This is a genomic window from Novosphingobium sp. TK71, assembly GCF_055361505.1.
The window spans coordinates 1,557,501-1,580,980 of sequence record NZ_JBSZKA010000001.1; the positions used below are offsets into that span (position 1 = coordinate 1,557,501).

Below are 23,480 nucleotides of genomic sequence, written 5' to 3' on the forward strand. Positions count from 1 at the left end.
CGCCTCGCTCGACCCCGGCCACCAGATCGACGTGATGGAACTGCTCCTCGGCGAAGCGCGGAACGGCAAGCTGGTCGTCGCCGTTCTTCACGACCTCACGATGGCGGCGCGCTATTGCGACCGGCTGCTGCTTGTCGACAAGGGAGAGCTGGTAGCCGAAGGAACACCGCGGGAGGTGCTCACGGCCGAGCGGCTACGCACCGTCTACGGGATAAGGAGCCAGGTCGACATGACCGGCCCCGCGCCGTTCGTCGTTCCGCTCGAACGCATACGCGAAAGCGGGGACTGGTCCTGAAACTGAAAAGGAGGGGAACGCGGGAAACGCTCCCCTCCTTTTCATCACTTTACCTGGAAACCGGCCCAGAAGGGATCGGCCTGGTCTATCCAGATCGTATTGAAGCCCGTGGCGATCGCCGAGCCCTCGATCGAGGGAATGATCGCAGGCTTGTCGCCAAGCGTGACTTCCTGCTCCACCCGGCCGATGAAACGGCTGCAGATGTAGCTCTCATGCACGAAGCGCTCGCCAACCTTGAGGCGGCCGGCTGCATGGAGATGCGCAAGGCGAGCCGAAGTGCCCGTGCCGCAGGGGCTGCGGTCTATAGCCTTGTCACCGTAGAACACGGCGTTGCGGCCATCGGCGCCTTCGTGCTTTGGCTTGTCGGCCCAGAGCACGTGGCTGACCCCGCGGATCGTGGGATCGAGCGGGTGGACCGGCTCGTACTTCTCGCGCACGGCTTCGCGGATGCGGCCCGAAAGCTCAACGATGCGCGAGGCGCCAAGATCGTCGAGACCGGTGTAGTTCCCCTGCGGCTCGACGATGGCATAGTAGTTGCCGCCGTAGGACACGTCGATGGTGAGCGGGCCGATGCCCTCCACGTCCACTTCGATGCCGCGCTCGGCGACATAGGCAGGGACGTTGGTGATCCGCACCGAAGTGACCTTCTGGCCTTCGGTTTCATAGGCAATCTCGATCACGCCTGCCGGAACCTCGACGCGCAGCTTGCCCGGCGTTGCGGGCTGGATCAGCCCATGTTCAAGGCCGAAAGTCACCATGCCGATAGTGCCATGGCCGCACATCGGCAGGCAGCCCGACGTCTCGATGAAAAGGATGCCGATGTCGTTGGCGGCATCGGTCGGCGGATAGAGGAAGCCGCCCGACATCATGTCGTGCCCGCGCGGTTCGAAGCACAGGCCGGTACGAATCCAGTCGAAGCGAGACAGGAAGTCCTGCCGCCGTTCGGACATGGAGGCGCCCTTCAACAGCGGAGCCCCGCCCGCCACGAGGCGAACGGGGTTACCGGCTGTGTGGCCGTCGATGCAGAAGAAAGTGTGCCGCATCGACGCTCCCTTATGCTGCTGCCGCGACGGTCAGGTCGGGGCGGGTTGCAGCGGCCTTTTCGACCATCGCGATCACCTGAGCGCGGCGTTCGCCCTCAAGGACGTAGCGCGGAGGCAGCACGCGCTCCGAACCGCGACCCATGACCTGCTCTGCCAGCTTGATCGACTGGACCAGATCGTGGTCGGCGTCGAGGTGGAGGAGCGGCATGAACCAGCGATAGATTTCCATGGCCTTGGCGTGATCGCCGCGCTCGAAAGCCTTGACCAGCTCGACCGATTCCTTCGGAAAAGCGTTGGTGAGGCCCGAAACCCAGCCCTGCGCGCCGAGGTAGAGACCTTCGAGAGCCACGTCATCGAGGCCCGCGAACAGCGTGTAGCGATCGCCGAAGATGTTCTTGAAATCGGTGAAGCGGCGGGTGTCCGGCGCCGATTCCTTGACCGCGACGATGTTCTTCACGTCGACCAGAGCGGCAAGGACGTCCTTGTCGATCACGGTGCGGTAAGCCGGAGGGTTGTTATAGAGCATGATCGGCAGGGCGGTCTGCTCGGCAACACCCTTGAAGTGCGCGACGAGTTCGTGCGCCTTGGGCACGTAGACCATCGGCGGCAGCAGCATGAGGCCATCGGCGCCGGCCTTTTCGGCGGCCTGAGCGTAACGCACGGCGCGGCGCGTATCGAATTCGGAAACGCCGGTGACGACGGGAACGCGGCCGTTCACCGCCTCGACGATGGCCGAAAGAACCTGGACCTTCTCGTCATACTCAAGCGAGTTGTTCTCACCCACGGTGCCGAGCGCGATCACACCGGTCACGCCGTCGTTGATGAGATCGTCGACGACGCGCTGGGTGTCGGCGAGGTCGATCGACAGGTCCTCACGGAGCTGCGTGGTGACCGCCGGGAACACGCCCTTCCAACCAATTGCCATGTAAGTTCTTCCTACTCTCTCTGAATTGAAATATCGTATACGATATTACGAAGCATGCGACAATTGCAAAATTCGCACCGTGGCGGATATTTTGCGCACGACCAACGGTTCCCTTTGAGGTCCAAAGAAAAGAGCCGCCCCGGTCGATCCGAGGCGGCTCTCTAGTCATGTCGCGCTTGATGCCCCCGGCATCAGAAGCGGAAGCGGACGCTTCCCTGCACTGTCCGCGCCAGCGTGCGCACGCCGAGCGGGAGAAGGTTTTCAGCACCATGGTATCGATAAACATCATTACCAAGGATATTCGAAGCTTCGAGCGAAAGCGTCATGAAGCTGACAGGCGTGTAATTGATAGCTGCATCAAGTTTGTAGGTATCATCCTGGTAGGGCGAGTATTCCGGATTGGTTGTCCAGATACCAATGCGATAGGATGAGCGATAGTTGTAGGCGATACGGGCACTGAATTTCGGCGTATCATAGAAGAGGGTAGCGTTTGCGGTCCACTTCGAAGTGTTCGGCGAATCAAACGCACCGGGAAAATCTTCCGGATAGGGATATTCGACCCGAGCCTTGAAAATATGGCTGGCATTCAGACTGGCACCGAAATTACTCAGGAGACCAGGCAGGAAATCGAAGAACGATTGTACCGTACCTTCCATGCCGATGAACGTGCCGTCACCGGCATTGCGCTGCTGTTCTACATAGCCGAAGGTCGCCCCGTAGTCGGCTACATTGACACCGTAAGCCTGCATCTCGGCTGCACTCACTTGCTGTCGGCTATAGTACAAGAAGCCAGTCGCTTTCTTGTAGTAGCCTGCCAGTGAAATCTGACCACCGCGCCCAAAGTAATATTCGGCGCTAACGTCATAGGAATGTTCGCGCTGCGCCTTCAGTTCGGGGTTGCCTGCATAGACAACGGGTTGAGCACCGCCAGTATCAACCGAGTAGAACGGGCGCATGTCCGCGAAAGTCGGCCGTTGCACATTGGTCGTATAAGACATGCGCAATTGCATCTTGGGCGTAAAATGAACGAGAGCCGTGAAGCTTGGAAGCAAGTCGGTATAGTTACCGCGACCAGGTGCCGTTTCAATGATCGTACCGTTGGCTCCCGGCCGGTAGCTGTAGCTTTCGGAGGTGCCCCAAGTGTTTGTATAGCGTAGACCGGCAATGCCTTCGATCGGAATGCTACCTACATCGAAGCCATAATTGATCTGGGCGTAGGCGGCGAAATTCTTTTCGTTCGAACGGAACGTCGATCCCCGATCACTCGGTGGATTGACGGTCGAAAAAATATCCGCGTTGGCCGGGTTGGTCTGCTGGATATATTCGCGAATGGCTGCGATGTTGTCCATCACGACGGCACCTGGAATACGATACCATTCGGCCGTAGATCCGCCAATATCTGGACCGACTATCGAGGCCGCATCATAACCCGGGAAAGTGCTGAGCGGCGCACGCGCCCCATTAACAGTGGGATAGCCATCACGGTAACCGTAGTAACGGCTGGTGCGGCGCTGGTTGTATCGCGCACCGATCTGGAGATTGCGCAACAGACCATCAGGCATGATGTCCAACGTCAGGTCAGCCTGGGTAGAGAATTCGTTGTTCTTGGAGCCGCCCTTATTATCCTGGAATCGATCAACCACGTATTTCGACAGATCGGAAAGGTCCACACCGTTGAACGCGATCGAAGGCGCGCCCTTGCCGTAAACGTCAGAGGCGAAATCGATGTCCGCCGAAGTCAATGTACCCGGACGCAAGACCGATTCGACGAAGTAATATCCTTCGTTGGACCAATTGTACTGCGCACCAAAATTCAGGTGCATAATGCCAGAATTATAATGACCCTCAAAATTCGTGGTATACAAATTCGAGTGCAGGCGATTGTATTGGCTGTCGATACCAGCAGCAATTCCGTTCGGATTGCTATACGTCGCAGACTTCACCGTCCGCCCGTCAGGCATTAGGACTATGTTGCTGAGTTCGCCAGCGAAGGGCAGATCCTGAACATAAAGTCGCTCCGCAGAACGACTTTCACGCGATCCGAGGTAGCTGCCTTCGAGCACGAAATCGAGCTTGTCGTTGGCGCGCCATTGCAGCACTCCATTAATCGACGGACGCTTCACGCTACCCTGTTCGATGCCGTAATAGGCGCGATAAGGAATGACGACCTGCGAACCGTCGTCGAGATCCATCTCGAAAGGAGATTCGCTCTCGATGTAGTTCTCGCGGTAATTGGTCTTGGTCCATGAAGCATTGACCAGGAAACCGATCTCACCGATCCCGGTATCAAAGCGGTTGGCGACGAGAAGGCTACCGTAAGGACTGACCTTTTCGGAAATGTCGTCGTAAGAGCCGCGTGCGCTGCCCGCGATCGTCCAGCCCTTTTTCATGTCGAAGGGACGACGCAGCTCGACGTTGACCGTACCGGCAATGCCGCCCTCGACCTGATCGGCGGTGCGCGTCTTGTAAACGTCGACCTGCTTGAGCAGTTCTGCCGGAATATCGGCCAGATTCAGCGAGCGGCCGTCGCCGAGGTTGGTGTTGTTGCCGTTAACCGTGGTCTGCACTTCAGCAAGACCGCGAATGGTCAGACTCTGGCCCTGCCCGCGCGCGCGGTCGATCTGCACGCCGGTCACACGCGCCAAAGCATCGACGACGTTGTTGTCCGGCAGCTTGCCGACGTCTTCCGCAACGACGGAATCGACGATCTGCTTCGAATTCTTCTTCTGCGTTGCAGCCGCCTCGACGCTGCCGCGGACGCCGGTCACGACGATGTCTGCTTTGGGCTCATCGCTCTGGTCGGACAATTGTGCCGCCGCGCCGGTCTGGTCCTGCGCAAAGGCAGGTGCGGCTACCGCAATCGCGATGACGGACGTCAGCGCTGTCGATCGCTTCAGGATTTTGAGTGACATCATTAGCAAACCCCCTGTTTTAATCCCCGGCACCGTGCACCGGCCCCTTTTACTTATATCGTATACGTCCTACGATATAGGAAATGAGTCAAGCCGTTTGTGACGGTTTGGAAACATTTTTGTCTGACTAATTGGCAGTCTGCGACATATCCGGAAAGCAAATGCATCAAGGGGCGCTGGTCGATGACCTGCGCCCCTCTTGGCATTGCATGTCCGCTCGCGCCTGATGGCGCGCAGGTTATGGGTCTATTGGCACGCCTCTGGCGCCGCCATGTCATCACGGATCGCGATCGGCTTACTTGCAGGCGCCAGCACTTCCCACTCCTGGACGGCAAGCGCGGCGTGGGTCTTGCCGTCGGTCGATGCGTCCATCACTGCCCGCAGACAGCGCGTCGTGACCTTGCGGAAAGAGACGTCCTGGAACGTGCCACTCCGGGTGCCGTATGCGCTGGCGCCGGGCACGGGCTTCCATCCGCCCTTCCCCGCCGGGTTCCAGTATTCGAGATGCCACTTCGTCGGCGGCGCGACACCGACGCCCGAACCTGCGGGCTGGTCGTTCCAGAACCAGATGCGCGAGCCGTCGATCGTCACCGGCTTGTCCCAGCGATACTCGATCCACTGGCGCGGCGGATTGTTCGGAGACCAGCTGCCCCACATGTCGGGCGGCAGCGGGGCCTCTTTCACCGCGCCGTTGTTGAGCGCCTTGATCCAGAACTGCACCGGCACCGGATCGTTCGAGGCGGTCGCCCAGGCCGAACGCGCGATGTTGCGGCTCGGTGCCAGCGGCGGTTGCGGGCGGAGCGTGGGCACGACGGTGCGGATGCGCGCCGGGGTGACGCTGTCGTCCCACTCCATCTTGTCCAGCGCGACACTGCGGCGGAAGTGCCCGCCGCCCCTGGCCTCCGCCGTGTGATAGGCAAGATACCACTGCCCCTTGAACTCGACCGCGCCCGGATGGGACGTGGTGGAGGAGACCGGCTTCAACGCCACGCCGCGGTAGGTCCAGGGCCCCATCGGCGAAGGCGCGCTGCCGTAAGCAATGCAGGCGTAGTAGACGGCGGGCGTGCAGTCCGAAGTCGGCCCCGCCTTGTTACCCGCATAGAGCATGTAATAGGTGCCCTTGCGCTTCATGATCCACGGCGCCTCGAAGAAGCCGGTGAGACCGGAAATGGCCTGCTCCGGCCCCTTGGGCGTAATCATGTCACGCGCCAGTTCCATGCCGCGAAGCTGGCCGAAAGTGCCCCAGTAGATATAGACCCGGCCATCGTCATCAATCAGGATCGTCGGGTCGATGTTCTGGATCTTGTTGGCGACAGGCACTCTCTGCGAGATGATCGGCCCAGAAGGGTGGGCATCGCGCCACGGCCCGAGCGGGCTGTCGGCAACCGCCACGCCGATCGCAAAGCGGTCCTCTGCGCTGCTGTTCTTCTCCAGCACCGGGGCGTAGAGGTAATAGCGCTTATCCGGGCCCTGGATGATCTGCCCGGCATAGGCCCGGGCCTCCTCGGCCCAGGCGAAGACGTTCTCCGGCTTGATGATCGCCGGATAATGGGTCCACTTGCCCGAGGCCGGATCGGCGGTCTTGAGCAGTTGCCATTCGGGCATGATGAAGTCGTTGACGTCGCTGGCCGCTTCATCGCGCCCGGCGAGAATCCAGAGCTGTCCATCGGCAACGAAAGGCGCAGGATCGGTGGAGTAATAGTCCCCATCCGCCAGGATCGGATTACCCGGAACCGTCAGTTCCCGCGCGATCGGCGCGGAGGTCTGCTGCGCCGAAACGGCCGACGCGAAAGCGCCGGCCGCAAGCACCCATGCGAGCTTATTCCTCATCGGGATAGGGGCCCTTGCCGCCGTCCTTGATGAGCTGATCGACGCGCTGGTCGATCAGCGGCAGCGGCACGCCGCCCAGTTCCAGCACCGCATCGTGGAAGGCGCGGATGTTGAACTTGGAACCCAGCGCCGTTTCCGCCTTCTTGCGCGCATCGACGAAGGCGAGCTGGCCCATGTAGTAGGACAGCGCCTGTCCCGGCCAGGAGATGTAGCGATCGACTTCGGTCTCGATCTCGTGATCGGACAGCGCGGTGTTGTCGCGCAGGTACTGCTGTGCCTGCTCGCGGCTCCAGCCCATGGCGTGGACACCGGTATCGACGACGAGGCGCGACGCGCGCCAGGCCTGATAGCTGAGCATGCCGAACCGGTCGTAGGGCGTCTCATACATGCCCATGTCCTCGCCCAGTGCCTCGCAGTAGAGCGCCCAGCCCTCTCCGTAGGCAGACAGGTAAGTGTCGCGCCGGAAGGCCGGCAGGTCCTTGTTCTCCATGGCCAGCGGCATCTGCATGGCATGGCCCGGCGCGGATTCGTGCAAGGTCAGCGCGACCTGCGAGTAGAACGGACGGCTCGGCAGATCGTAGGTGTTGACGAGATAGATGCCCGGACCGCCGCGACCGCCGGTGTAGAACGGCGCGATGTCGTCCGGCACCGGCTTGATGGCGAAGCGGCTGCGCGGCATGTGGCCGAAGAACTGGTCCGCCTTGCCGTCGAACTGCTTGGCGATCCAGGCCGCGCGGTAAAGCAACTCGTTCGGGGTCTTGGGATAGAACTGCGGATCGGTGCGCAGGAAGTGCAGGAAGGCCTTGAGGTCTCCCTTGAACTCGACCTGGCTCATCACCTCGGCCATCTGCGAGCGGATGCGGGCCATCTCGCTGAGGCCGATCTCGTGGATCTCCTCCGGCGTCTTGTCGAGCGTGACGAACTCGGCGATCTTCGACTGGTAATAGGCCTTGCCGTCCGGCAGGTCATAGGCCGCCAGCGACTTGCGCGCGCCGGTTTCGTATTCGCTGCGCATGAAGGTCAGCAGCTTGGCATGGGCCGGCACGACACCATCGGTGATGAGCTTGCGGGCTTCGGCGCGCAGCTTCTCCTGCTCGGCGGCGGGGATCGTCGAAGGCAGCTTGCGGAACGGCTCATAGAACGGCGAGGCTTCCGCCGTCTTGGCCTGAACGACCAGTTCGATGCCCTTGTCACGTCCGGCAAGCGTCACTTGCGGGCCGGTGAAGCCGCGCTTGAGGCCCGCGCGCATGTTGTCGATCTGCTGGTCGTAGTAGCGCGGAACCTCGCGCAGCATTTCGAGATAGTTGTCGGCCGCAGCCTTGTCCTTCAGCGGATTGCGCGCCCAGTCGGCCAGGTCGCCCCAGAAGCTGGTGTCGGCGTTGAAGGGCTTTTCGTAGTCGCGGAAGCGCTGCGAGGCGAGGAGCGCATCGATCTGGCCCTTGTAGACCGCGAAGTTCACGCGATTGGCGGGCGAGAGCTGCTTCTGGTCGATGGCAGCAAGCTGGCCTTCCACCTTGGTCCAGCAGGCGAGGCGATCTGCCTGCGCCTTGGGGCCGAGGTCGGGCAGGACGATCTTGCTGTCCTTCGGCGTATCCTCGCAAGGGCCGACCTGCTTCTGGCGCCATTCGTATTCGGCGGTGGTGATCGCCTCGAAAGCCTGATCGGCCGTCTGCTTCTTGGAAACTTGCGCAGCGGGAGCGGCGGCGGCCGAAACCGCAGGCGTGGCGACCAGTGCGGCGCCGGCCAGCATCATGGCGCGGCCAACCGAATTCTTCACGTCATTTCCCCTTTCGAGAACCTCGAGAATATCCTGGTGGAGCTTCGCCGGAATGCGCAGCCCCTCCTTGTCGGAGCGCGCCCGCGCGATCAGGCGGCGCGATCCCGGCAGGCGTGCGCCCTGCCCTTCGATCATGTCGAACATGGCTTCCGCGCGGCGCAGATGCTCTTCCACGCCCGCCCCGAGGAAGCCCGCCGGATCGATGGCGATGATGAACTCGCCGCCGATGGGCGAGCCGCCGCGATCCTGGTCGGCGGCCATCGATTCCGCGCTGGTCATGTCGCCGATCAGCGGCCCTGCCAGCAGTTCGACCATGGCGGCGAGTGCGGAACCCTTGTGTCCGCCGAATGTGCGCATCGCGCCGTCGAGGACGGCCTTGGCATCGCTCGACGGATTGCCATCGGCATCGTAGCCCCAGTCGAGCGGGATTTCCTTGCCTGCGCGGCGGTGCAGTTCGATCTCGCCGCGCGCGACCGCGCTGGTGGCGAAGTCGAACACGAACGGTGCGCGGCCAGGACGCGGCCAGCCGAAGGCGATCGGATTGGTCCCGAACACCGGCTTGGTGCCGCCCGCAGGCGCCACCCAGGAATGGCTTGGCGTGAAGGCGAAGGCGACAAGCCCCTGCTCTGCCAGCGCCTCGACCTCGGGCCAGAGCGCGGCGAAGTGCACCACGTTGTTCAGCGCCATCGCCGCGATGCCGAACTTGCGCGCTTTCTCGACCAGCAGCGGCATGCCGCGCTCGAAGGGAAGCTGGGCGAAGCCGCCTTTGCCGTCCACGCGCACCAGCGCCTGCGCCGGTTCACTCACTTCGGGCACCGCATCGGGCACCACCACCCCGCGCTCCACCGAATTGGCCGCAACGAGGAGGCGGTAGAGCCCGTGCGAGGTACAGCCGTCCCGCTCGCCCGACACCATGGTGTGGGCGACGGCGGCGGCATGGTCGGGCGCGAGGCCCCAGGCTTCGAGCACCGTGCGGGCGAGTTCGTCCGCTTCGGCAATCGTCAGGGCAACGTCTTCACTCAAGGCAATGCTCACTTCCTGGCGGTAAACAGACGCACGCCGAAGACCGGGCCGGCCGAAGTGCGATCATGCGGCACGAAGCGCACCTTCACGCTGCTCTTGCCCTTGGTAAGCGCCTCGGGCAGCGGATAATCGACGTCGAAGAACTTGCCGGGCGCGTCGTTGTCGAGCTTCTGGGTTGCCACCAGCACGTTGTCGACGAGGATGTCGAACACGCGCGAGCGCTCGCTGCCCCAGTAGCTGGCCTGCAGCAGCAGCGGACCGGACTTCACCTTCATCTTGAACTCGAAGTAACCGCCCGAGCGGGCATCGCGCCCGTTGCGGCCGCGATAGGAGACCGGATAGGAGATTTCCGAGGTCAGTTCATGGTCGCGCTCCGGCTGCATTTCGCCAAGGTGCATGACGTCGATCGAACGGGCTGCCAGGTCCTTCTGGCGGGCCTGTTCGGCAAGGAAGGCAGCTTCCTCGCTCTTCCAGCCGCTTTCCGTGAAGCGCTTGAAGTAGACGGCGCTGCGGCGGTCGTACTGGCTGTAGAACGGCGCGAACATGCGGTCGCCCGGACGGATGATGCCGGTGGTCTGATAGCGCGGGCGGTCAGAGACCATCGGCGCGAAGGCGGCCAGCGGGTTGTCGCCGACCATCGCCGGCTCGACGCCGGTGAACTCCATTTCGGCCGGGCCGAGATCGGCGGCCATGACCATCGGTCCACGCACCACGGCCACCACGTCCTGCGAGCCCTGTGCCGTTTCAAGGCGCAGTTCGAGCGGCAGGTTCAGCGCGATCACGTCGCCCTTCTTCCAGCGGCGGTCGATCACCACGTAGCCGCCGACCGGGGTCGAAGGCACCGGCGCGCCGTTGACGGCGACGGTCGCCTTGCCGTTGGACCAGCCGGGAATGCGCAGCGCCACCGCGAACTTGCCCTGTTTCACCGCGTCGAGCGTGATCTTCACGTCCGACTTGAACGGATACTCGGTGGCGATGGTGAAGGCAGCGCCCTTGGCCTTCCACTGCCCGGTCGAGGGGATGTAGAGGTTGACGAAGAACGTATCGCCGCCTTCCCAGAAGATGGAGTCGCCGTGCTTGGAATGACTTTCCATGCCCGAGCCGACGCAGCACCAGAAGGCTTCCTCTCCCGGACCGGAATAGCCGCGCGGGGCGCCGCTCATCATCGGAGTCATGTAAGTGAAGCCCCCGGTTTCCGGGTTCTGCGCCGACATGACGTGATTGAGGTGCGCACGCTCGTAATAGTCGAACAGCGCGCCGTCCGGCTGCCAAGAGTAGAGCTGACGGGTCAGCTTCAGCATGTTGTAGGTGTTGCAATGCTCACAGGTGGATTCCGTGAGGTGCAGCGCGATATTATCAGGCTCGAAGAAGTATTCGCGGTCGGCATTGCCGCCGATCACGTAGCTGTGATGCTGGGTCACGCGCTCCCAGAAGAAGCGGGCGGCACGGCCCGGTTCGTCCTTGCCGGTCAGCTCATGGATGCGCGCCAGGCCGATCAGCTTGGGCACCTGGGTATTGGCGTGGAAGTTGGAGAGCTTGTCCTCCTGCGCCACCAGCGGGTCGAGCACCTTCTTGTCATAGATGCGCTCCGCCACCTTGAGCCAGCGCAGATCGCCGGTCTGGGCGTAGAGATCGGCATAGCTCTCGTTCAGGCCGCCATATTCGCAGCCCAGCAGTTCCTGCATCTGCTTGTCGTCAAGCGCGGCGAAAACCTTCTCGAAGTAACCGCCGAGACCGATGACGACCTGAAGCGCCTTGGCATTGCCCCAGGCGGCATTGATGTCGAGCAGGCCCTGGAAGTACTTGTGCACGGTATAGAGCGGCGACCACGACCCGTTGAGGTCGAACCCGCCCGACTTGATCTCTCCGCGCATGACTTCGGGGAAGATTTCCTGCCCGTCGACGACCTTGCCGTCCTTGGTCTTGCGGCCGAGCGCTCCGATGTAGCCATCCGTGCGCTGCGCCTGACACTCTGCCAGTTCATCGACGATATAGTCGGCACGGCGGCGGCATTCGGGGTTGCCGGTCTGCTGCCAGGCCAGCACCAGCGCGGTCATGTAGTGGCCGAGGGTATGCCCGGCGATCGTATCGGATTCCCAGCCGCCGTAGATCGCGGCCTTCGGCTCCAGCCCTGCGTACTTGCGGAAGTTGTGCAGGAAGCGATCAGGGCTGAGCGACATCAGGTAATCGACATTGACTTCGACGGCCCGTGCATAGTCCGAAGGCGCAAGTCGCACATCGGTCAGCGGCAGCGGCTTCGCCTTGATCGGAAGCTTGGGTGCAATCACGGCTGCGAAGCCCTTGAGGGGGACAGAGCAAATGGCGAGCGCCGCCACGCCAGCCATCCATTCGCGCCGATTGGCCTGCATTCCAATAACTCCTATCGAATATCGTATACGGTATTGATAGAAGTCAGGCCCTCGAAGTCAATCCCCTGTTTGTAAGGCAGCCGCTTGCGGCATGGTCACCCGGCTTCAGCGGCGAAGCGCAACCTGCGTATCGGCATGGGCCAGTTCGATGAGAGTAATCATCGCCTTGCGCGCCTTGGCCGGATTTCGATCTGCGATCTGCGCATAGAGTGCATGATGCTCGGGCATCGGGTCACGCGGACTGTCCTGCTTGCCATGCTTGATCGCAGTGGTCGAAGCAATGGCCGTGGAGATCGAGTTGGAAAGCGCTAGCAGCATCTCGTTGTGCGTCGCCTCCATCAGGAGTTCGTGAAAACGGATATCCGCCGCCCGCCCCTTGGGGCTGGTGAGCGTATAATGCTCCATCGTGTCGAGCGCGTTGGCCATGTCGAGAAGCTGGCCGTCGTCGCGGCGCAGCGCGGCCATTTCCGCGGCCTGGGGTTCCACTACCATGCGCAGTTCGAACAGGTCACGCAGGAATTCGTCACTGGCGCCGCACTGAATCTGCCAGGCGAGCACATCAGGATCGAGAAGATTCCACTTGCGACGCTCGTTCACGCGCGTTCCCGCCTTCGGCCGGCTGCTTACCAGACCCTTGGCGGTGAGCATCCGGAACGCCTCGCGCAGCACCGATCTGGATACTCCGAGTATTTCCGCATGCTCGACCTCGGCCGGGAAGACATGGCCGGTCAGATACTCCCCGCTCACGATCTGAGTCGCCAGCCGCTGCGCCACTGCATGGTGCAAACGGCCGCTCATCAAGGGAAGCGCCTCGGAACCTTCACCCGAAACATTACCGGTCATTGTGCTCTCTTTCGTCATCGCGTCAGGTCTGTATTAAGAATAACGCTCTGGCTAGCCCAGAAAAGCGCAGATCATATATCGTATATTTTTCTTGACGCTTACGCCAGTGGGCGTCATGACGATGAGGTTCTCCCCGAAATAACCGATGGGCCGCAGCCGTGAGCGCTTCGCATTCCTCCGTGTCGAAATCCATCAGCCTGCTCGCCCTTGCCTGGGCCGTAACCGCAGCGGCGATACCGGCAGCCGCCGACGCGCGACAAGCGCCGACCCGCAGCGCGGCAGCGCAGCCCGGCATCGACCAGCGCTATGCCGCGGCCGACAGCTTCATGGGTTCCGCGCTCGGCGACCTGATCGACAATGCCGACGTTGCCCCGCGCTTTGTCGAAGGCGGGCTGTTCTATCGCACGGGCAACCGGCTCGACCAGCGTTACCAGTTCCTCGATCTGGCTTCGCAGCAGACCCGGCAGGTCACCACGACCGCGGCGCTGCTTGCCGCGCTGACCACAGCGAAGGGCGCTCCGGTAACAGCCGACGATGCGCGTATCGCCGAGGTGGACTTCGATCCCGCCCGGAACGAGGTCCGGTTCCACGCTTTCGACGGTGCGCTCTGGAGCATGGATGCCGCCGGCAGGGCAACCGAGGTCGAGAAGGCCGACCACAAGGTGTTCGATCTCCTCTCTCCCGACGGCAAGACGAAGATCGTCGCGCGCAGCTATAACCTCTACGCGGTCGATGTCGCCACGGGCCGCGAAGTGGCCCTCACCGCCGACGGCACGCGCGAGCAGCCCTATGGCCGTTCGATCCCGGAACTCTCGGATATCCTGCGCGAAGGCACCGAGGAGCCGGCCATGCCGGTTTCCGGCCAGTGGTCGCCGGATAGCCGTTACCTGCTGACATGGCGTCTCGACACGCGCGATGTGAAGAAGCTGTCGATCACCCAGCAGAACCCGCCGGGCAGCTTCTATCCGCGCAGCTTCTCCTACATCTACCCGCTCGCCGGCGCCGAGAAGCTGCCGCAGGCGGCGCGCCTGGTGATCGACGTCAGGGATGCGATGAAGAAGGGCAAGGCACGGATCGTGCCGATGCAGGTGCCTTCGGAATCCATCCTCTACCCGTCCCCGCCGGACATGGGCTGGCTGGACGGCAAGGTCCGCATGCTCTGGACCGAGCGCGGTTACAAGCAGCAGGCCGTCTACCTCGCCGATCCTGAGACCGGCGCCGCGAAGGTCATCGCGCATGAGGCGGTGAAGCCGGTCGTCACCGTCACCTCGAGCATGATCTTCCCCTCGCCCGAACTCGTCGGCGAACTCTCGATTTCCGAGCGGACGGGCTGGGCCCAGCTCTATCTCGTCACGCCCGATGCACCCGACGGCGGCAAGGCGCTGACCACCGGCGAATGGGAAGTCCTCACGGTGGACAACGTGGCCGAGAACAAGTCCTCGCTCATCGTCACCGGCGTCGGACGAGAGGCAGCACGCAATCCCTACTGGCGTGCGCTTTACCGCGTCCCCGCCAAAGGCGGCGCGCTCACCGAACTGACCCCGGAACCGCTTGACCACAACGCATCGGTCTCACCCGATGGCAAGTGGATCGTCGACCAGATGTCGAGCCCGACCTCACCCACCCGCGCAGTGCTGCGCGACGGTGCGAGCGGACGCATCGTCAAGGAACTGGCCAGGGCCGATGACAGCCGCCTGCTCGCCCGGGGCTACACCCCGCCCGAACCGTTCAAGGGACTGGCAGCGGACGGCAAGACGCCGATCTACGGCATGATCTACCGCCCCGCGCACTTCGATCCGAAGCGCAGCTATCCGGTGATCGACAACGTCTACACCGGCCCGACCACGACCGACGTTCCCGCGACATGGAGCGAAGCGCGCCGGGTTGCCGGCAACAGCGTGGCGCAGATCGGCGCGATCGTCGTCATGATCGACGGCACCGGCACATCGCGGCGCGGCCAGGCTTTCCGCCTGCCAGCCTTCCAGAACCTCGGCGAAGTCGGGCTGGACGATCACATTGCCCTGATCCGCCAGATGGCCGCGAGGTACCCCTACATGGACGTCACCCGTGTAGGCGTGTTCGGCGGTTCGGCGGGCGGCTACGACACCGCGCGCTTCGTGCTGCGCCGCCCGGACTTCTTCAAGGTCGGCGTCTCGTCCTCGGGCAACCATGATCTCCGTCTCGACAAGACCTGGTGGCCAGAAGTCTCGATGGGCTATGCCGACGAGGCGACCTGGGAGCGCAACTCCAACATGTCGGTGGCGGGGCAGCTCAAGGGTCATTTGCTGCTCGTTCACGGCGACATCGACGACAACGTTCCCGTCACGGAAAGCTATCGGCTTGCCAAGGCACTGATGGATGCCGGGCGCGATGTCGACCTGATCGTGATGCCCAATGCCACGCATAACGTCTACCGGCCCTTCTTCTGGAAGAAGCTGCGCGACTACTTCACCCAGTATCTGCTTGGCGAAACGCCGCCTGCCCTCGGTCCCGTGAAGGCGGCCGCTCCTGCTGCTCAAGCAGCCACCAAGTAATTCCTGCGAGGACCTGAAATGAAGCGTCTCCTGAAGCCCTTGCCGCTCGTCGCCCTGGTGCTCGGCACTCTCCCGGCCATGCTGCCGACGACCGTGGCCTATGCCGAAGAAGGCGAAGTTCAGAAGCCGAAGCCGGTCTATCCGCCGATCGGCAAGACCGAGATGCAGACCCCGGCCTTCGACCTTGCCCTGCGGGCCGACACGCAGACGCTCGCTCACCTCTCGCCCAAGGGCAATACCGCGTTCGACTTCGTACCCGCAGGCCGCGAGCCCGAGCGCGCGGGCGACGGCTACGTGCACATCGGCGACATCCACATCCGCCTGAAGACCGCCGGATCGGACTGGCAGGACTTCTCCTCCGCCCATGCCCGCAAGCAGATCGCCGCGCTCGCGGGCGGCAATGGCGTGCTTGCCGCCGCCGACATCACCGCCTCGATGGGAGCGGGCATTCCCCTGCGCGTCGAGCGCCGCTGGGTGAACGAGGCCGGCGTTCTGGCCATGCGCTTCACGCTCGTCAATACCAGCAGCGCCCCCGTCGAGATCGGCGGCCTCGGCATGCCCATGGTGTTCGACAACATCATCCTCGACCGCGATCTCGACCAGGCCCACGCCGAAGCGAGCTTCGTCGACCCCTATATCGGCCGGGATGCGGGCTATCTCCAGGTCACCCGCCTCAATGGTCAGGGCCCGACCCTGCTCGTCCTGCCGGAAAAGGGCACGCCGCTCGAAGCCTATCGCCCGATCATCGAAGCGCGCGCCGCCAAGGACGGCGACATCTTCACTGACAAGAGCCAGCGCAGCCAGGTCTCGGAAGGGTTCTACGACTGGACCGTCGCCAGCAAGGGCTTCGCCGAGAAGGAATGGGCCAAGGCGGGCCAGCAGTGGAACGAGCCGACCAGCATCACGCTTGCACCGGGCGAGAGCCGCACCATCGGCCTGCGCTTCGTGACCGCGCCCGATATCCGCAAGATCGAGGATACGCTGGTCGCGAACAAGCGCCCGGTGGCCGTGGGCATTCCCGGCTACGTGGTGCCCACCGACCAGACCGCCAGCCTCTTCCTCAAGACCCCGAGCAAGGTCGCGAAGATCGAATCCTTCCCCGCAGGCGCCCTTACCGCCACCTCCGAGAAGAGCGGAACCGGCTGGGCACGCTATCGGGTCAAGGCCTCGGGATGGGGTCAGGCCCGCCTGACGGTGACTTATGCGGACGGCCAGAAGCAGACCGTCAGCTACTACATCACCAAGCCGCTCGATCAGGTCATGGCCGATATCGGCCACTTCACCACGACGAACCAGTGGTTCGAAGGCAAGAATGACCCGTTCCATCGCAGCCCCGCGATCCTCTCCTACGACCGCGAGGACAACAAGATCCTCACGCAGGACGGCCGCGTCTGGGTGGCGGGCATGAGCGACGAAGGCGGCGCCGGTTCGTGGGTTGCGGCGATGATGAAGCAGCTCGACAATCCGAGCCCGGAAGAAGTCGCCAAGCTGGAGCGCCTCGTCAACGAAACCGTGCTCGGCACCCTTCAGGTCAAGGACGGCCCGCAGGCCGGCGCGGTCAAGAAGAGCATCTTCTATTACGATCCGGTCGAGTTCCCGAACTACTACGACCCCAAGATCAACTGGAAGAACTGGACCGCCTGGTCGAAGAAGGATTCGGACGATCTTGGCCGTTCCTACAACTACCCGCACGTCGCCATCGGCCACTGGGTGCTCTACCGCCTCGCGCGCGACAGCCAGGGGCTGGTCAAGCAGCACGACTGGAAGTTCTACCTCGATTGGGCCTACCGCACTTCCGTCGCGATGATGCGCGATGCGCCTTACTATGCGCAGTTCGGCCAGATGGAAGGCGATGTCTTCCTCGACATCCTCAAGGACCTGAAGCGTGAGGGCCTGACCGCCGAAGCCACCGAGATGGAGGGCCTGATGAAGGGCCGCGCCGATCACTGGCGCACGCTCAAGTTCCCGTTCGGCAGCGAGATGGCCTGGGATTCCACCGGCCAGCCCGAAGTCTACGCATGGATGCGCTACTTCGGCTACCAGCCGCAGGCGGACGAGACGCGCGAGGTCATCCTGGCCTATGACCCCACGATCCCGAGCTGGGGCTACAACGGCAATGCCCGCCGCTACTGGGACTTCCTCTACGGCGGCAAGGTCTCGCGTATCGAGCGGCAGATCCACCACTACGGCTCGGCGCTGAACGCGGTGCCGCTGTTCGACGCCTATCGCCAGAACCCCACCGACCTGCACCTGCTGCGCGTGGCCTACGGCGGCATGATGGGCGGGATCACCAATATCGACCAGCAGGGCTTCGGCTCGGCCGCGTTCCACTCCTGGCCCGACATGATGAAGTGGGACGCCATCACCGGCGACTACGGCATGGGCTTCTACGGCCACGCCATCACCTCGGCGACCTACATGGTCGATGACGCGCAGTTCGGGTGGCTGGGCTTCGGCGGCGACCTGACCGCGAAGGGCACCAGGGTCCATGTCGAACCGAAGGACGGCGCCCGCCGCCGGCTCTTCATCGCCCCCGCCGGCCTCTGGGTCACGCTGGAAGCGGGCCGCATCAAGAGCGCCGACTATGACGCCAGGACCGGCAAGGTCGTGCTCACGCTCGATCCCGCGACGGCGGAGACACCCGCAGCACGCCTGCTGTTCGAGACCACGACGGCAGGCGGCAAGCCTTACACCGCCGACACCGGCACCGCCGATCGCGGCGGTTACGCCATCCCGCTGGGCACGGGTTCCACCACCGTCACGCTCAGCCCGCGCTGACATGAGGGCCCTTTTTCAGGCACCGGTGCTGGCAGTCCTGCTTTCAGGAGCCGCCATTCCGTCAGCACCGGCGCTTGCCGCCCCGGCCGCCAGCCCCGCCCCGCGTGAGGCTTGCGTGGCCGGGGCCTGGGCCATCGCGGAAACCGACCCTTCGGACACGGTGAATTCCGCCCTCCCCCTGCAGATGCAGAGCGAGCATTTCGCCCTGCACTGGAAGCCCGGCACCGTGGCCCCGGCGGATGCGCAGGCGGCGGTGAAGCATCTCGAATATGTCTGGGACTACTTCATCGCAACGCTGCACTTCCCCGAGCCGCATTGCGGTTCGGCGGCCAAGTTCAAGGTCAACGCCTATATCGGCACCGACTACGGATTGACCGGCGGAGCGGACTCGCTCGGGCATATGGGCATGTGGATCGGCCCCGGCGCGCTAAGGGACCGTTTCGGCCTTGCCCATGAACTGACCCATGCCCTCCAGACCGCGACCGGGCATCTCATGGACTCGCCCTATACCGGCTGGATGTTCGAGAGCCACGCCAACTGGATGACCGTGCAACTCCCGGAATTCCGCGAGAATACGCATTGTTCCGTGCTGCTGAAACAGTACCCGCACCTTTACTACGGCTCGACCCGCAGCCGCTACTGCAACTGGCAGTTCCTCGAATTCCTCAAGGACACCCGCGGCTTCGACGCCGTGAACGACATCTGGCGCAAGGCCCCCGGCAAGGACGATCCGGCCCACCTGACGGCCGATCCCTTCACCGTTCTGCGTGACAACCAGAACTGGACACAAAGCCAGTTGAACGACACCTACGGCGACTGGGCGCTGCACAACGCCAACTGGGACTACACCAACCCGGACGGCAGCGATCAGGGCGCGGTCTTCCGCCGCAACTACGGTTCCTACGACCAGTCCACCGGCCCCGATATCCTCTCCGCCACCGTGCTGGACCCCATCGACCTCGAGCATCGCCGCTTCGCCGTGCCGGAGATGTGGGCACCCCAGCGCTGGGGCTACAACGTGGTCAAGCTGCATCCCGATGCCGGCCGCGACCATGTGACCGTGACCTTCCGGGGCGTAGTCCAGCAGGCCAGCGCCATCGCCTCGCTGCCCGGTCTTGCCGATGAGCCGGGGACGATCCCGCCGCCCGCATCCGACTGGCGCTGGGGCGTCGTCGCCGTCGGGGCGGATGGCAGGAGCCGCTACACCCCGCTTCAGCGCGGCGACAAGGCCGCAGCCTCGATCGCGGTCCGTCCCGGAGACACCGGCCTATACCTCGTGGTCATGGCCACCCCGTCGCAGATGCAGAAGATCCGCTGGGACCAGCCCTGGTATTCGATCTACCGCTATCCGTGGATGGTCCAGTTCGACGGCGCCATGCCCGACCGCTGGCAGGACGGCGCGCCCGAGCCGATCCCCGGCGGGCACCGCCACGGCAACGGCGGCGGCTGGGTCGGGCCGAAGGCCAGCGTGGCCGCAAGCGCCTATGTCGGCCCTTATGCGCGGGTGATCTCCGGCACCGTTTCCGGCAAGGCGCGGATCGAGGATCACGCCGTCGTGCTCGATAACGCGCAGGTCCTGGACGAGGCGGCGATCTCCGGCCTCACCGTACTGCGCGGCGACACCGTCCTGAAGGGCAAGGCCCGCGCCGCCACGTCCATGCTCGGCATAGGTGAGTACGAGAAAGGCATCGTTCTTTCGGGAACGGCGCAAAACATCGGCGACGTCGAACAGCGCGGCGGCTCCGCATCGACCGGCGTGTTCTACGGCTTCGTCGATGCGGACACCGTCAAGGACCCGGGCCACGGCGCCGAACTGACCGCCCCTGTTCCCGAAGTCACCGCAAAACCGGCCTATCGCTGGATACCCTAGGGGGGCGTGGACAAGTTCCACTGCCAGCCGTTCCGGTCGTCCGATCAAGTGCGGCGCTTTCAGCCCGTTACTGACGCCGGATCGAGCCGGAACGGCAACCTTGCGCCCATCCAAGCCATTCAACTGGGATTTTATGACGCCTCTGAGGTGACATTCTGCTTATGCCTGGCTCGGGCCTTTTCGGCCCATTCTCGAACCGAATGCGTGCGGCCGCTATTGTCGAAAACAGACACTTTGCTTTAGCCGCTTTTCGTCGCTTGATACCTCGACCAGAATAAGAAAAGCGATTGTCTGGCCTGAGTTAACGTAGTGAGAGTGAGCTCAAAGCCTCGATAAGAGCGTCTTCTAGCATAGTCTGGGTAAACGGCTTTCCCAACTTCACGATCCGTTGTTGCGCGCCCGGCGGGATATCGCCGTATCCGCTTGCGAGTACTATCGGCAAATCGCCGCGCAACGCCGTGGCGAGATCGGCAAGCTGCGTGCCAGTCATGTTTGGCATGGCCTGATCAGTGATGAGGACATCAATGTCCGCATGCGTACGCAAAAATTCGAGGGCCATCTTCCCGGAACTGGCTTCAAAGACCTCGTGGCCCAAATCCTCTAGCAAGGCCGAGGTGTTCATCAGGATCAACCCGTCGTCGTCGACCACCAGAATCTTGAGGGGACCTGAAATTGCTCGGGTCTCGCTTGAAGTGGGCTGCGGCGAAGGCACGTCCGCAGCGGACTGCGCGACGGGAAGCCACAGCGTCGCATGCGTCCCGAGACCTGGAGTGCTTCGCAAGGTGAAGCTCCCGCCTAGTTGCTTGGCGAGGCCGTGGATCATCGAGAGCCCGAGTCCGGTTCCTTTGCCCACGCCTTTGGTGGTGAAGAACGGCTCGGTTGCCCTGGCAAGCGTATCTTCGTCCATGCCTTCGCCGGTGTCGATCACCGAGAGCGCGATATAGGAGCCGCCCGCGAGGCCGCCGAAATCGCCGTCTTCGGCAGTGTATTGCATTGCTGTGACACGGATGATGCCGCCGCCGGGCATAGCATCGCGCGCGTTCACCGCGAGGTTCAGGATCGCCATTTCAAGTTGGTTGGCATCTGCCATGACAGGTGGCAGGCTATCCGAAAACTCAAGATCGAGTGACCAGGCAGGGCCGAGCGTCCGTTCCACCAAGTCAACCATGCCGGCGACAAGTTCAGGTACCATAACACGTTCGGAGCTGAGGTCCTGACGGCGCGCGAAAGCCAGCATGCGTTGCGTAAGCGCCGCGCCGCGATGGGCACCCTGCATGGCGTTGTCGATCAGCCGGTCGGTCGCCGCGTCTGGCGGCAAGCGCTTCTGCAAAAGCGTGAGGCTGCTCATGATCGCCATCAGCAGGTTGTTGAAATCGTGCGCGATACCACCGGTGAGCTGGCCCACCGCCTCCATCTTCTGCGCCTGGCGAAGAGCTTCCTCGGCCTTCTGGCGGATGGCGACTTCCTGCTCGACACGGGTTTCCAGCGTATCGTTCAGTTCGCGCAGCGCCGCTTCTTGCTGCTTGGTGGCGGTCACGTCGTAGATGACGCCGATCAGGCGATACCCGGCGCCTTCACGGATGATTTCGCCGCGCCGCGCGATCCAGCGGGTGCTGCCATCGTCCTGGCGAATGATGAGGAATTCCCCATCAAGGGTGGCAGGGACTTGCCCGTCGCGCGGTTCCGGGACCAGCAACGCCGCGCCGTCAGCAAGGACGCCGTTGATCGTCTGGACGGGAAGCACGGTGGCTGGATGCAGGCCCAGCACTCGGCAGAACTCTTCCGATACCGAGACCGTGGCGAACCCGTCGACATATTCAAACGTACCGACACCCCCGGCCGTCTGCGCAATGCGCAATCGCTCCTCGGCCCGTTTGCGCTCGGTCACGTCCACTAGGAGGCCGGTGAAACGTACGGGGTGGTCGTCGGCATTCAGGTGGCATTGCCCGCGCCCGTGCATCCACAAGGTGATGCCCGCTCGGGTGACGACGCGGAACTCCTTGGAGAACAGCTCGGCGCCCGCGAGGATGCCGGCGACGGCGATGCGGATTCGCGCCCGGTCTCCGGGATGGATCGCCTGGAAGAAGGTCCCGGTCGGAAGGCCATCCGCCGTAGCTTCGGGCGAAATTCCGTAGAGTTCGCCGAAGTGATCGTCGATGTAGAGGCGATCCGCGGCGATGTCCCAGTCCCAGGTTCCGCTTGCGCCCGCAGCGGCCAGGATCGGGCCGAGGCTGTCCGCCTGGATCACCGTGCGATCAGACATCGTCGCCGACGACGCGCGCTATGAATTCCTCGAGCAGTTCCTTGAGCGTTTCGAGCGAGGGAATGTCCATGATCATCGCGATGTATCCGCGAATGTCGCGGCTGCGCACGGCGAAGTCGATGTAGAGGAAAAGCACCAGACCGCCGCCTGAACTGGCTGGATCGACCTCGAACAGACTGGCGCTGGTCCCGCGCAGGATCTCGGGGATCGTCATCGTCAGCGAGCGCTGCAGCATATTTGCCATGGTTGCGAGGCACGCGTTCAGGATGACGTTGCCGGTCTCGCACAGCGCTTCGCCCTCCATCTCGAGAACTTCCTGCGCCGTCAGGTCTCCGCCAGTGACGGCGCGCACGAGTTCGAGGCTATTCGTTTCGGGGAAGATCAGCAGCGCACGGCCCGAAAACGGGCCAGCGAAGTCCTGCCGCACGGCGACGAGGTCGCTCACCTCGCGTTCGCTGATGAGGCGCGCCGCGCGCTTCTGGCTGACCACCTCGATCGAAGGGACCGATAGCAGAACCTGGTCGCCGATCATCTTGCGCAGGCTGGACGCGGCTCGGCTGACCCCGATATTGACGATCTCGGTCAGGGCATCGCGTTCGAGTTCGGCGAGAGTGATGCTGTCCAAGGTCACGCGCGCTGCGATCGCAGTCGCAGCGCCGCGCCCGACAGGAACGGTTCAAGCGCATCGGCCGTGACCGGCTTGGCGACGAAGGCGGCACCGACCTCGCGCGCGCGCGCGATGATCTCGTCCTGTATGTTCGCGGTGATGATGGCGACTGGCATTTCGGGGAGAAGAACGCGCAACTCGGCAGCAAGTTCTAGCCCGTCTTTCCCGGCCATGTTGAAATCGATCAGGGCGATATCCGGCGTCTGTTCGGTGATGACTTCCAGCGCCTGAGCGGCGCTGCCGGCCTCCAGCTTGCGCCACTCGGGCTGGAGCTGCGCAAGCGCCTTGCCTGCCACGATACGGGCGAGCTTGCTGTCATCTACGATCAGAACGGTAACGGACATTTAAAAA

General features: G+C 63.3%; 14 protein-coding genes (1 of these 14 only partly in view). 4 read left to right on the forward strand and 10 right to left on the reverse strand.

Annotated features, from left to right (window positions below; genetic code table 11):
• On the forward strand, positions 1–295 hold the final stretch of the coding sequence (locus tag ACXJ16_RS22955; RefSeq protein WP_463922202.1) for an ABC transporter ATP-binding protein. 500 nt of this gene lie to the left of the window's left edge; the window shows 295 of its 795 coding nt (coding positions 501–795); its start codon lies off the left edge, out of view; it ends in the stop codon at positions 293–295.
• Positions 296–339: 44 nt separating this feature from the next.
• On the opposite strand, the gene ACXJ16_RS22960 is transcribed toward ACXJ16_RS22955, so the two are convergent.
• From ACXJ16_RS22960 to ACXJ16_RS22990, 7 genes are all read right to left on the reverse strand, one after another.
• The gene (locus ACXJ16_RS22960) at positions 340–1,338 is read right to left on the reverse strand and encodes a 4-hydroxyproline epimerase (protein ID WP_463922205.1); all 999 of its coding nucleotides are present in this window, start codon (positions 1,336–1,338) and stop codon (positions 340–342) included.
• Positions 1,339–1,348: 10 nt separating this feature from the next.
• Positions 1,349–2,263: a dihydrodipicolinate synthase family protein gene (locus ACXJ16_RS22965; protein ID WP_054434986.1), complete on the reverse strand. Its 915-nt coding sequence runs from the start codon at positions 2,261–2,263 to the stop codon at positions 1,349–1,351.
• A 191-nt stretch (positions 2,264–2,454) separates the two neighbouring features.
• Positions 2,455–5,178, reverse strand: a complete 2,724-nt coding sequence (locus ACXJ16_RS22970) for a TonB-dependent receptor (RefSeq protein WP_463922208.1) — start codon at positions 5,176–5,178, stop codon at positions 2,455–2,457.
• A 243-nt stretch (positions 5,179–5,421) separates the two neighbouring features.
• Positions 5,422–7,005 (reverse strand): family 43 glycosylhydrolase, encoded by a 1,584-nt coding sequence (locus tag ACXJ16_RS22975; protein ID WP_463922211.1) that lies wholly within the window; start codon positions 7,003–7,005, stop codon positions 5,422–5,424.
• Positions 6,995–9,805, reverse strand: coding sequence for a DUF885 family protein (locus ACXJ16_RS22980; RefSeq protein ID WP_463922214.1), 2,811 nt, complete (start codon positions 9,803–9,805; stop codon positions 6,995–6,997). The genes ACXJ16_RS22975 and ACXJ16_RS22980 overlap by 11 nt, the downstream gene beginning before the upstream one ends.
• Before the next feature lie 8 nt (positions 9,806–9,813).
• Positions 9,814–12,174, reverse strand: coding sequence for a beta-L-arabinofuranosidase domain-containing protein (locus ACXJ16_RS22985; RefSeq protein ID WP_463922216.1), 2,361 nt, complete (start codon positions 12,172–12,174; stop codon positions 9,814–9,816).
• Between the two features lie 105 nt (positions 12,175–12,279).
• Positions 12,280–13,017 carry a FadR/GntR family transcriptional regulator gene (locus tag ACXJ16_RS22990; protein ID WP_463922219.1) on the reverse strand — a complete coding sequence of 246 codons (738 nt, stop codon included), beginning with the start codon at positions 13,015–13,017 and terminating at the stop codon, positions 12,280–12,282.
• Between the two features lie 158 nt (positions 13,018–13,175).
• Here ACXJ16_RS22990 and ACXJ16_RS22995 point away from each other — a divergent pair, with 158 nt between their 5' ends.
• The 3 genes from ACXJ16_RS22995 to ACXJ16_RS23005 are packed head-to-tail and all read left to right on the forward strand — an operon-like array spanning position 13,176 to position 20,199.
• Entirely contained in the window at positions 13,176–15,551 is a 2,376-nt protein-coding gene (locus ACXJ16_RS22995; protein WP_463922221.1) for a S9 family peptidase, read from the forward strand.
• 18 nt (positions 15,552–15,569) lie between these two features.
• Positions 15,570–18,329, forward strand: coding sequence for a DUF5695 domain-containing protein (locus tag ACXJ16_RS23000; RefSeq protein WP_463922223.1), 2,760 nt, complete (start codon positions 15,570–15,572; stop codon positions 18,327–18,329).
• 1 nt (position 18,330) lies between these two features.
• Positions 18,331–20,199 (forward strand): Svx/AvrXca family virulence/avirulence protein, encoded by a 1,869-nt coding sequence (locus tag ACXJ16_RS23005; RefSeq protein WP_463922225.1) that lies wholly within the window; start codon positions 18,331–18,333, stop codon positions 20,197–20,199.
• A gap of 301 nt (positions 20,200–20,500) precedes the next feature.
• On the opposite strand, the gene ACXJ16_RS23010 is transcribed toward ACXJ16_RS23005, so the two are convergent.
• From ACXJ16_RS23010 to ACXJ16_RS23020, 3 genes are read right to left on the reverse strand one after another with little or no spacing between them, the layout of a single operon-like run.
• The gene (locus ACXJ16_RS23010) at positions 20,501–22,462 is read right to left on the reverse strand and encodes an ATP-binding protein (RefSeq protein WP_463922226.1); all 1,962 of its coding nucleotides are present in this window, start codon (positions 22,460–22,462) and stop codon (positions 20,501–20,503) included.
• Positions 22,455–23,093, reverse strand: coding sequence for a chemotaxis protein CheX (locus tag ACXJ16_RS23015; protein ID WP_463922228.1), 639 nt, complete (start codon positions 23,091–23,093; stop codon positions 22,455–22,457). The genes ACXJ16_RS23010 and ACXJ16_RS23015 overlap by 8 nt, the downstream gene beginning before the upstream one ends.
• Positions 23,090–23,473: a response regulator gene (locus ACXJ16_RS23020; protein WP_463922230.1), complete on the reverse strand. Its 384-nt coding sequence runs from the start codon at positions 23,471–23,473 to the stop codon at positions 23,090–23,092. Before ACXJ16_RS23020 ends, ACXJ16_RS23015 begins: the two co-directional genes overlap by 4 nt.
• Positions 23,474–23,480: the final 7 nt, after the last annotated feature.

What these genes read in the sequence shown, in the direction of transcription:
- ACXJ16_RS22975 (WP_463922211.1), bottom strand. Translation starts at nt 7,005, where the DNA reads ATGAGGAATAAGCTCGCATGGGTGCTTGCGGCCGGCGCTTTCGCGTCG.
- ACXJ16_RS23010 (WP_463922226.1), bottom strand. Translation starts at nt 22,462, where the DNA reads ATGTCTGATCGCACGGTGATCCAGGCGGACAGCCTCGGCCCGATCCTG.
- ACXJ16_RS23005 (WP_463922225.1), top strand. Translation starts at nt 18,331, where the DNA reads ATGAGGGCCCTTTTTCAGGCACCGGTGCTGGCAGTCCTGCTTTCAGGA.
- ACXJ16_RS22960 (WP_463922205.1), bottom strand. Translation starts at nt 1,338, where the DNA reads ATGCGGCACACTTTCTTCTGCATCGACGGCCACACAGCCGGTAACCCC.
- ACXJ16_RS22965 (WP_054434986.1), bottom strand. Translation starts at nt 2,263, where the DNA reads ATGGCAATTGGTTGGAAGGGCGTGTTCCCGGCGGTCACCACGCAGCTC.
- ACXJ16_RS23020 (WP_463922230.1), bottom strand. Translation starts at nt 23,473, where the DNA reads ATGTCCGTTACCGTTCTGATCGTAGATGACAGCAAGCTCGCCCGTATC.
- ACXJ16_RS22990 (WP_463922219.1), bottom strand. Translation starts at nt 13,017, where the DNA reads ATGACCGGTAATGTTTCGGGTGAAGGTTCCGAGGCGCTTCCCTTGATG.
- ACXJ16_RS23000 (WP_463922223.1), top strand. Translation starts at nt 15,570, where the DNA reads ATGAAGCGTCTCCTGAAGCCCTTGCCGCTCGTCGCCCTGGTGCTCGGC.
- ACXJ16_RS22985 (WP_463922216.1), bottom strand. Translation starts at nt 12,174, where the DNA reads ATGCAGGCCAATCGGCGCGAATGGATGGCTGGCGTGGCGGCGCTCGCC.
- ACXJ16_RS22970 (WP_463922208.1), bottom strand. Translation starts at nt 5,178, where the DNA reads ATGATGTCACTCAAAATCCTGAAGCGATCGACAGCGCTGACGTCCGTC.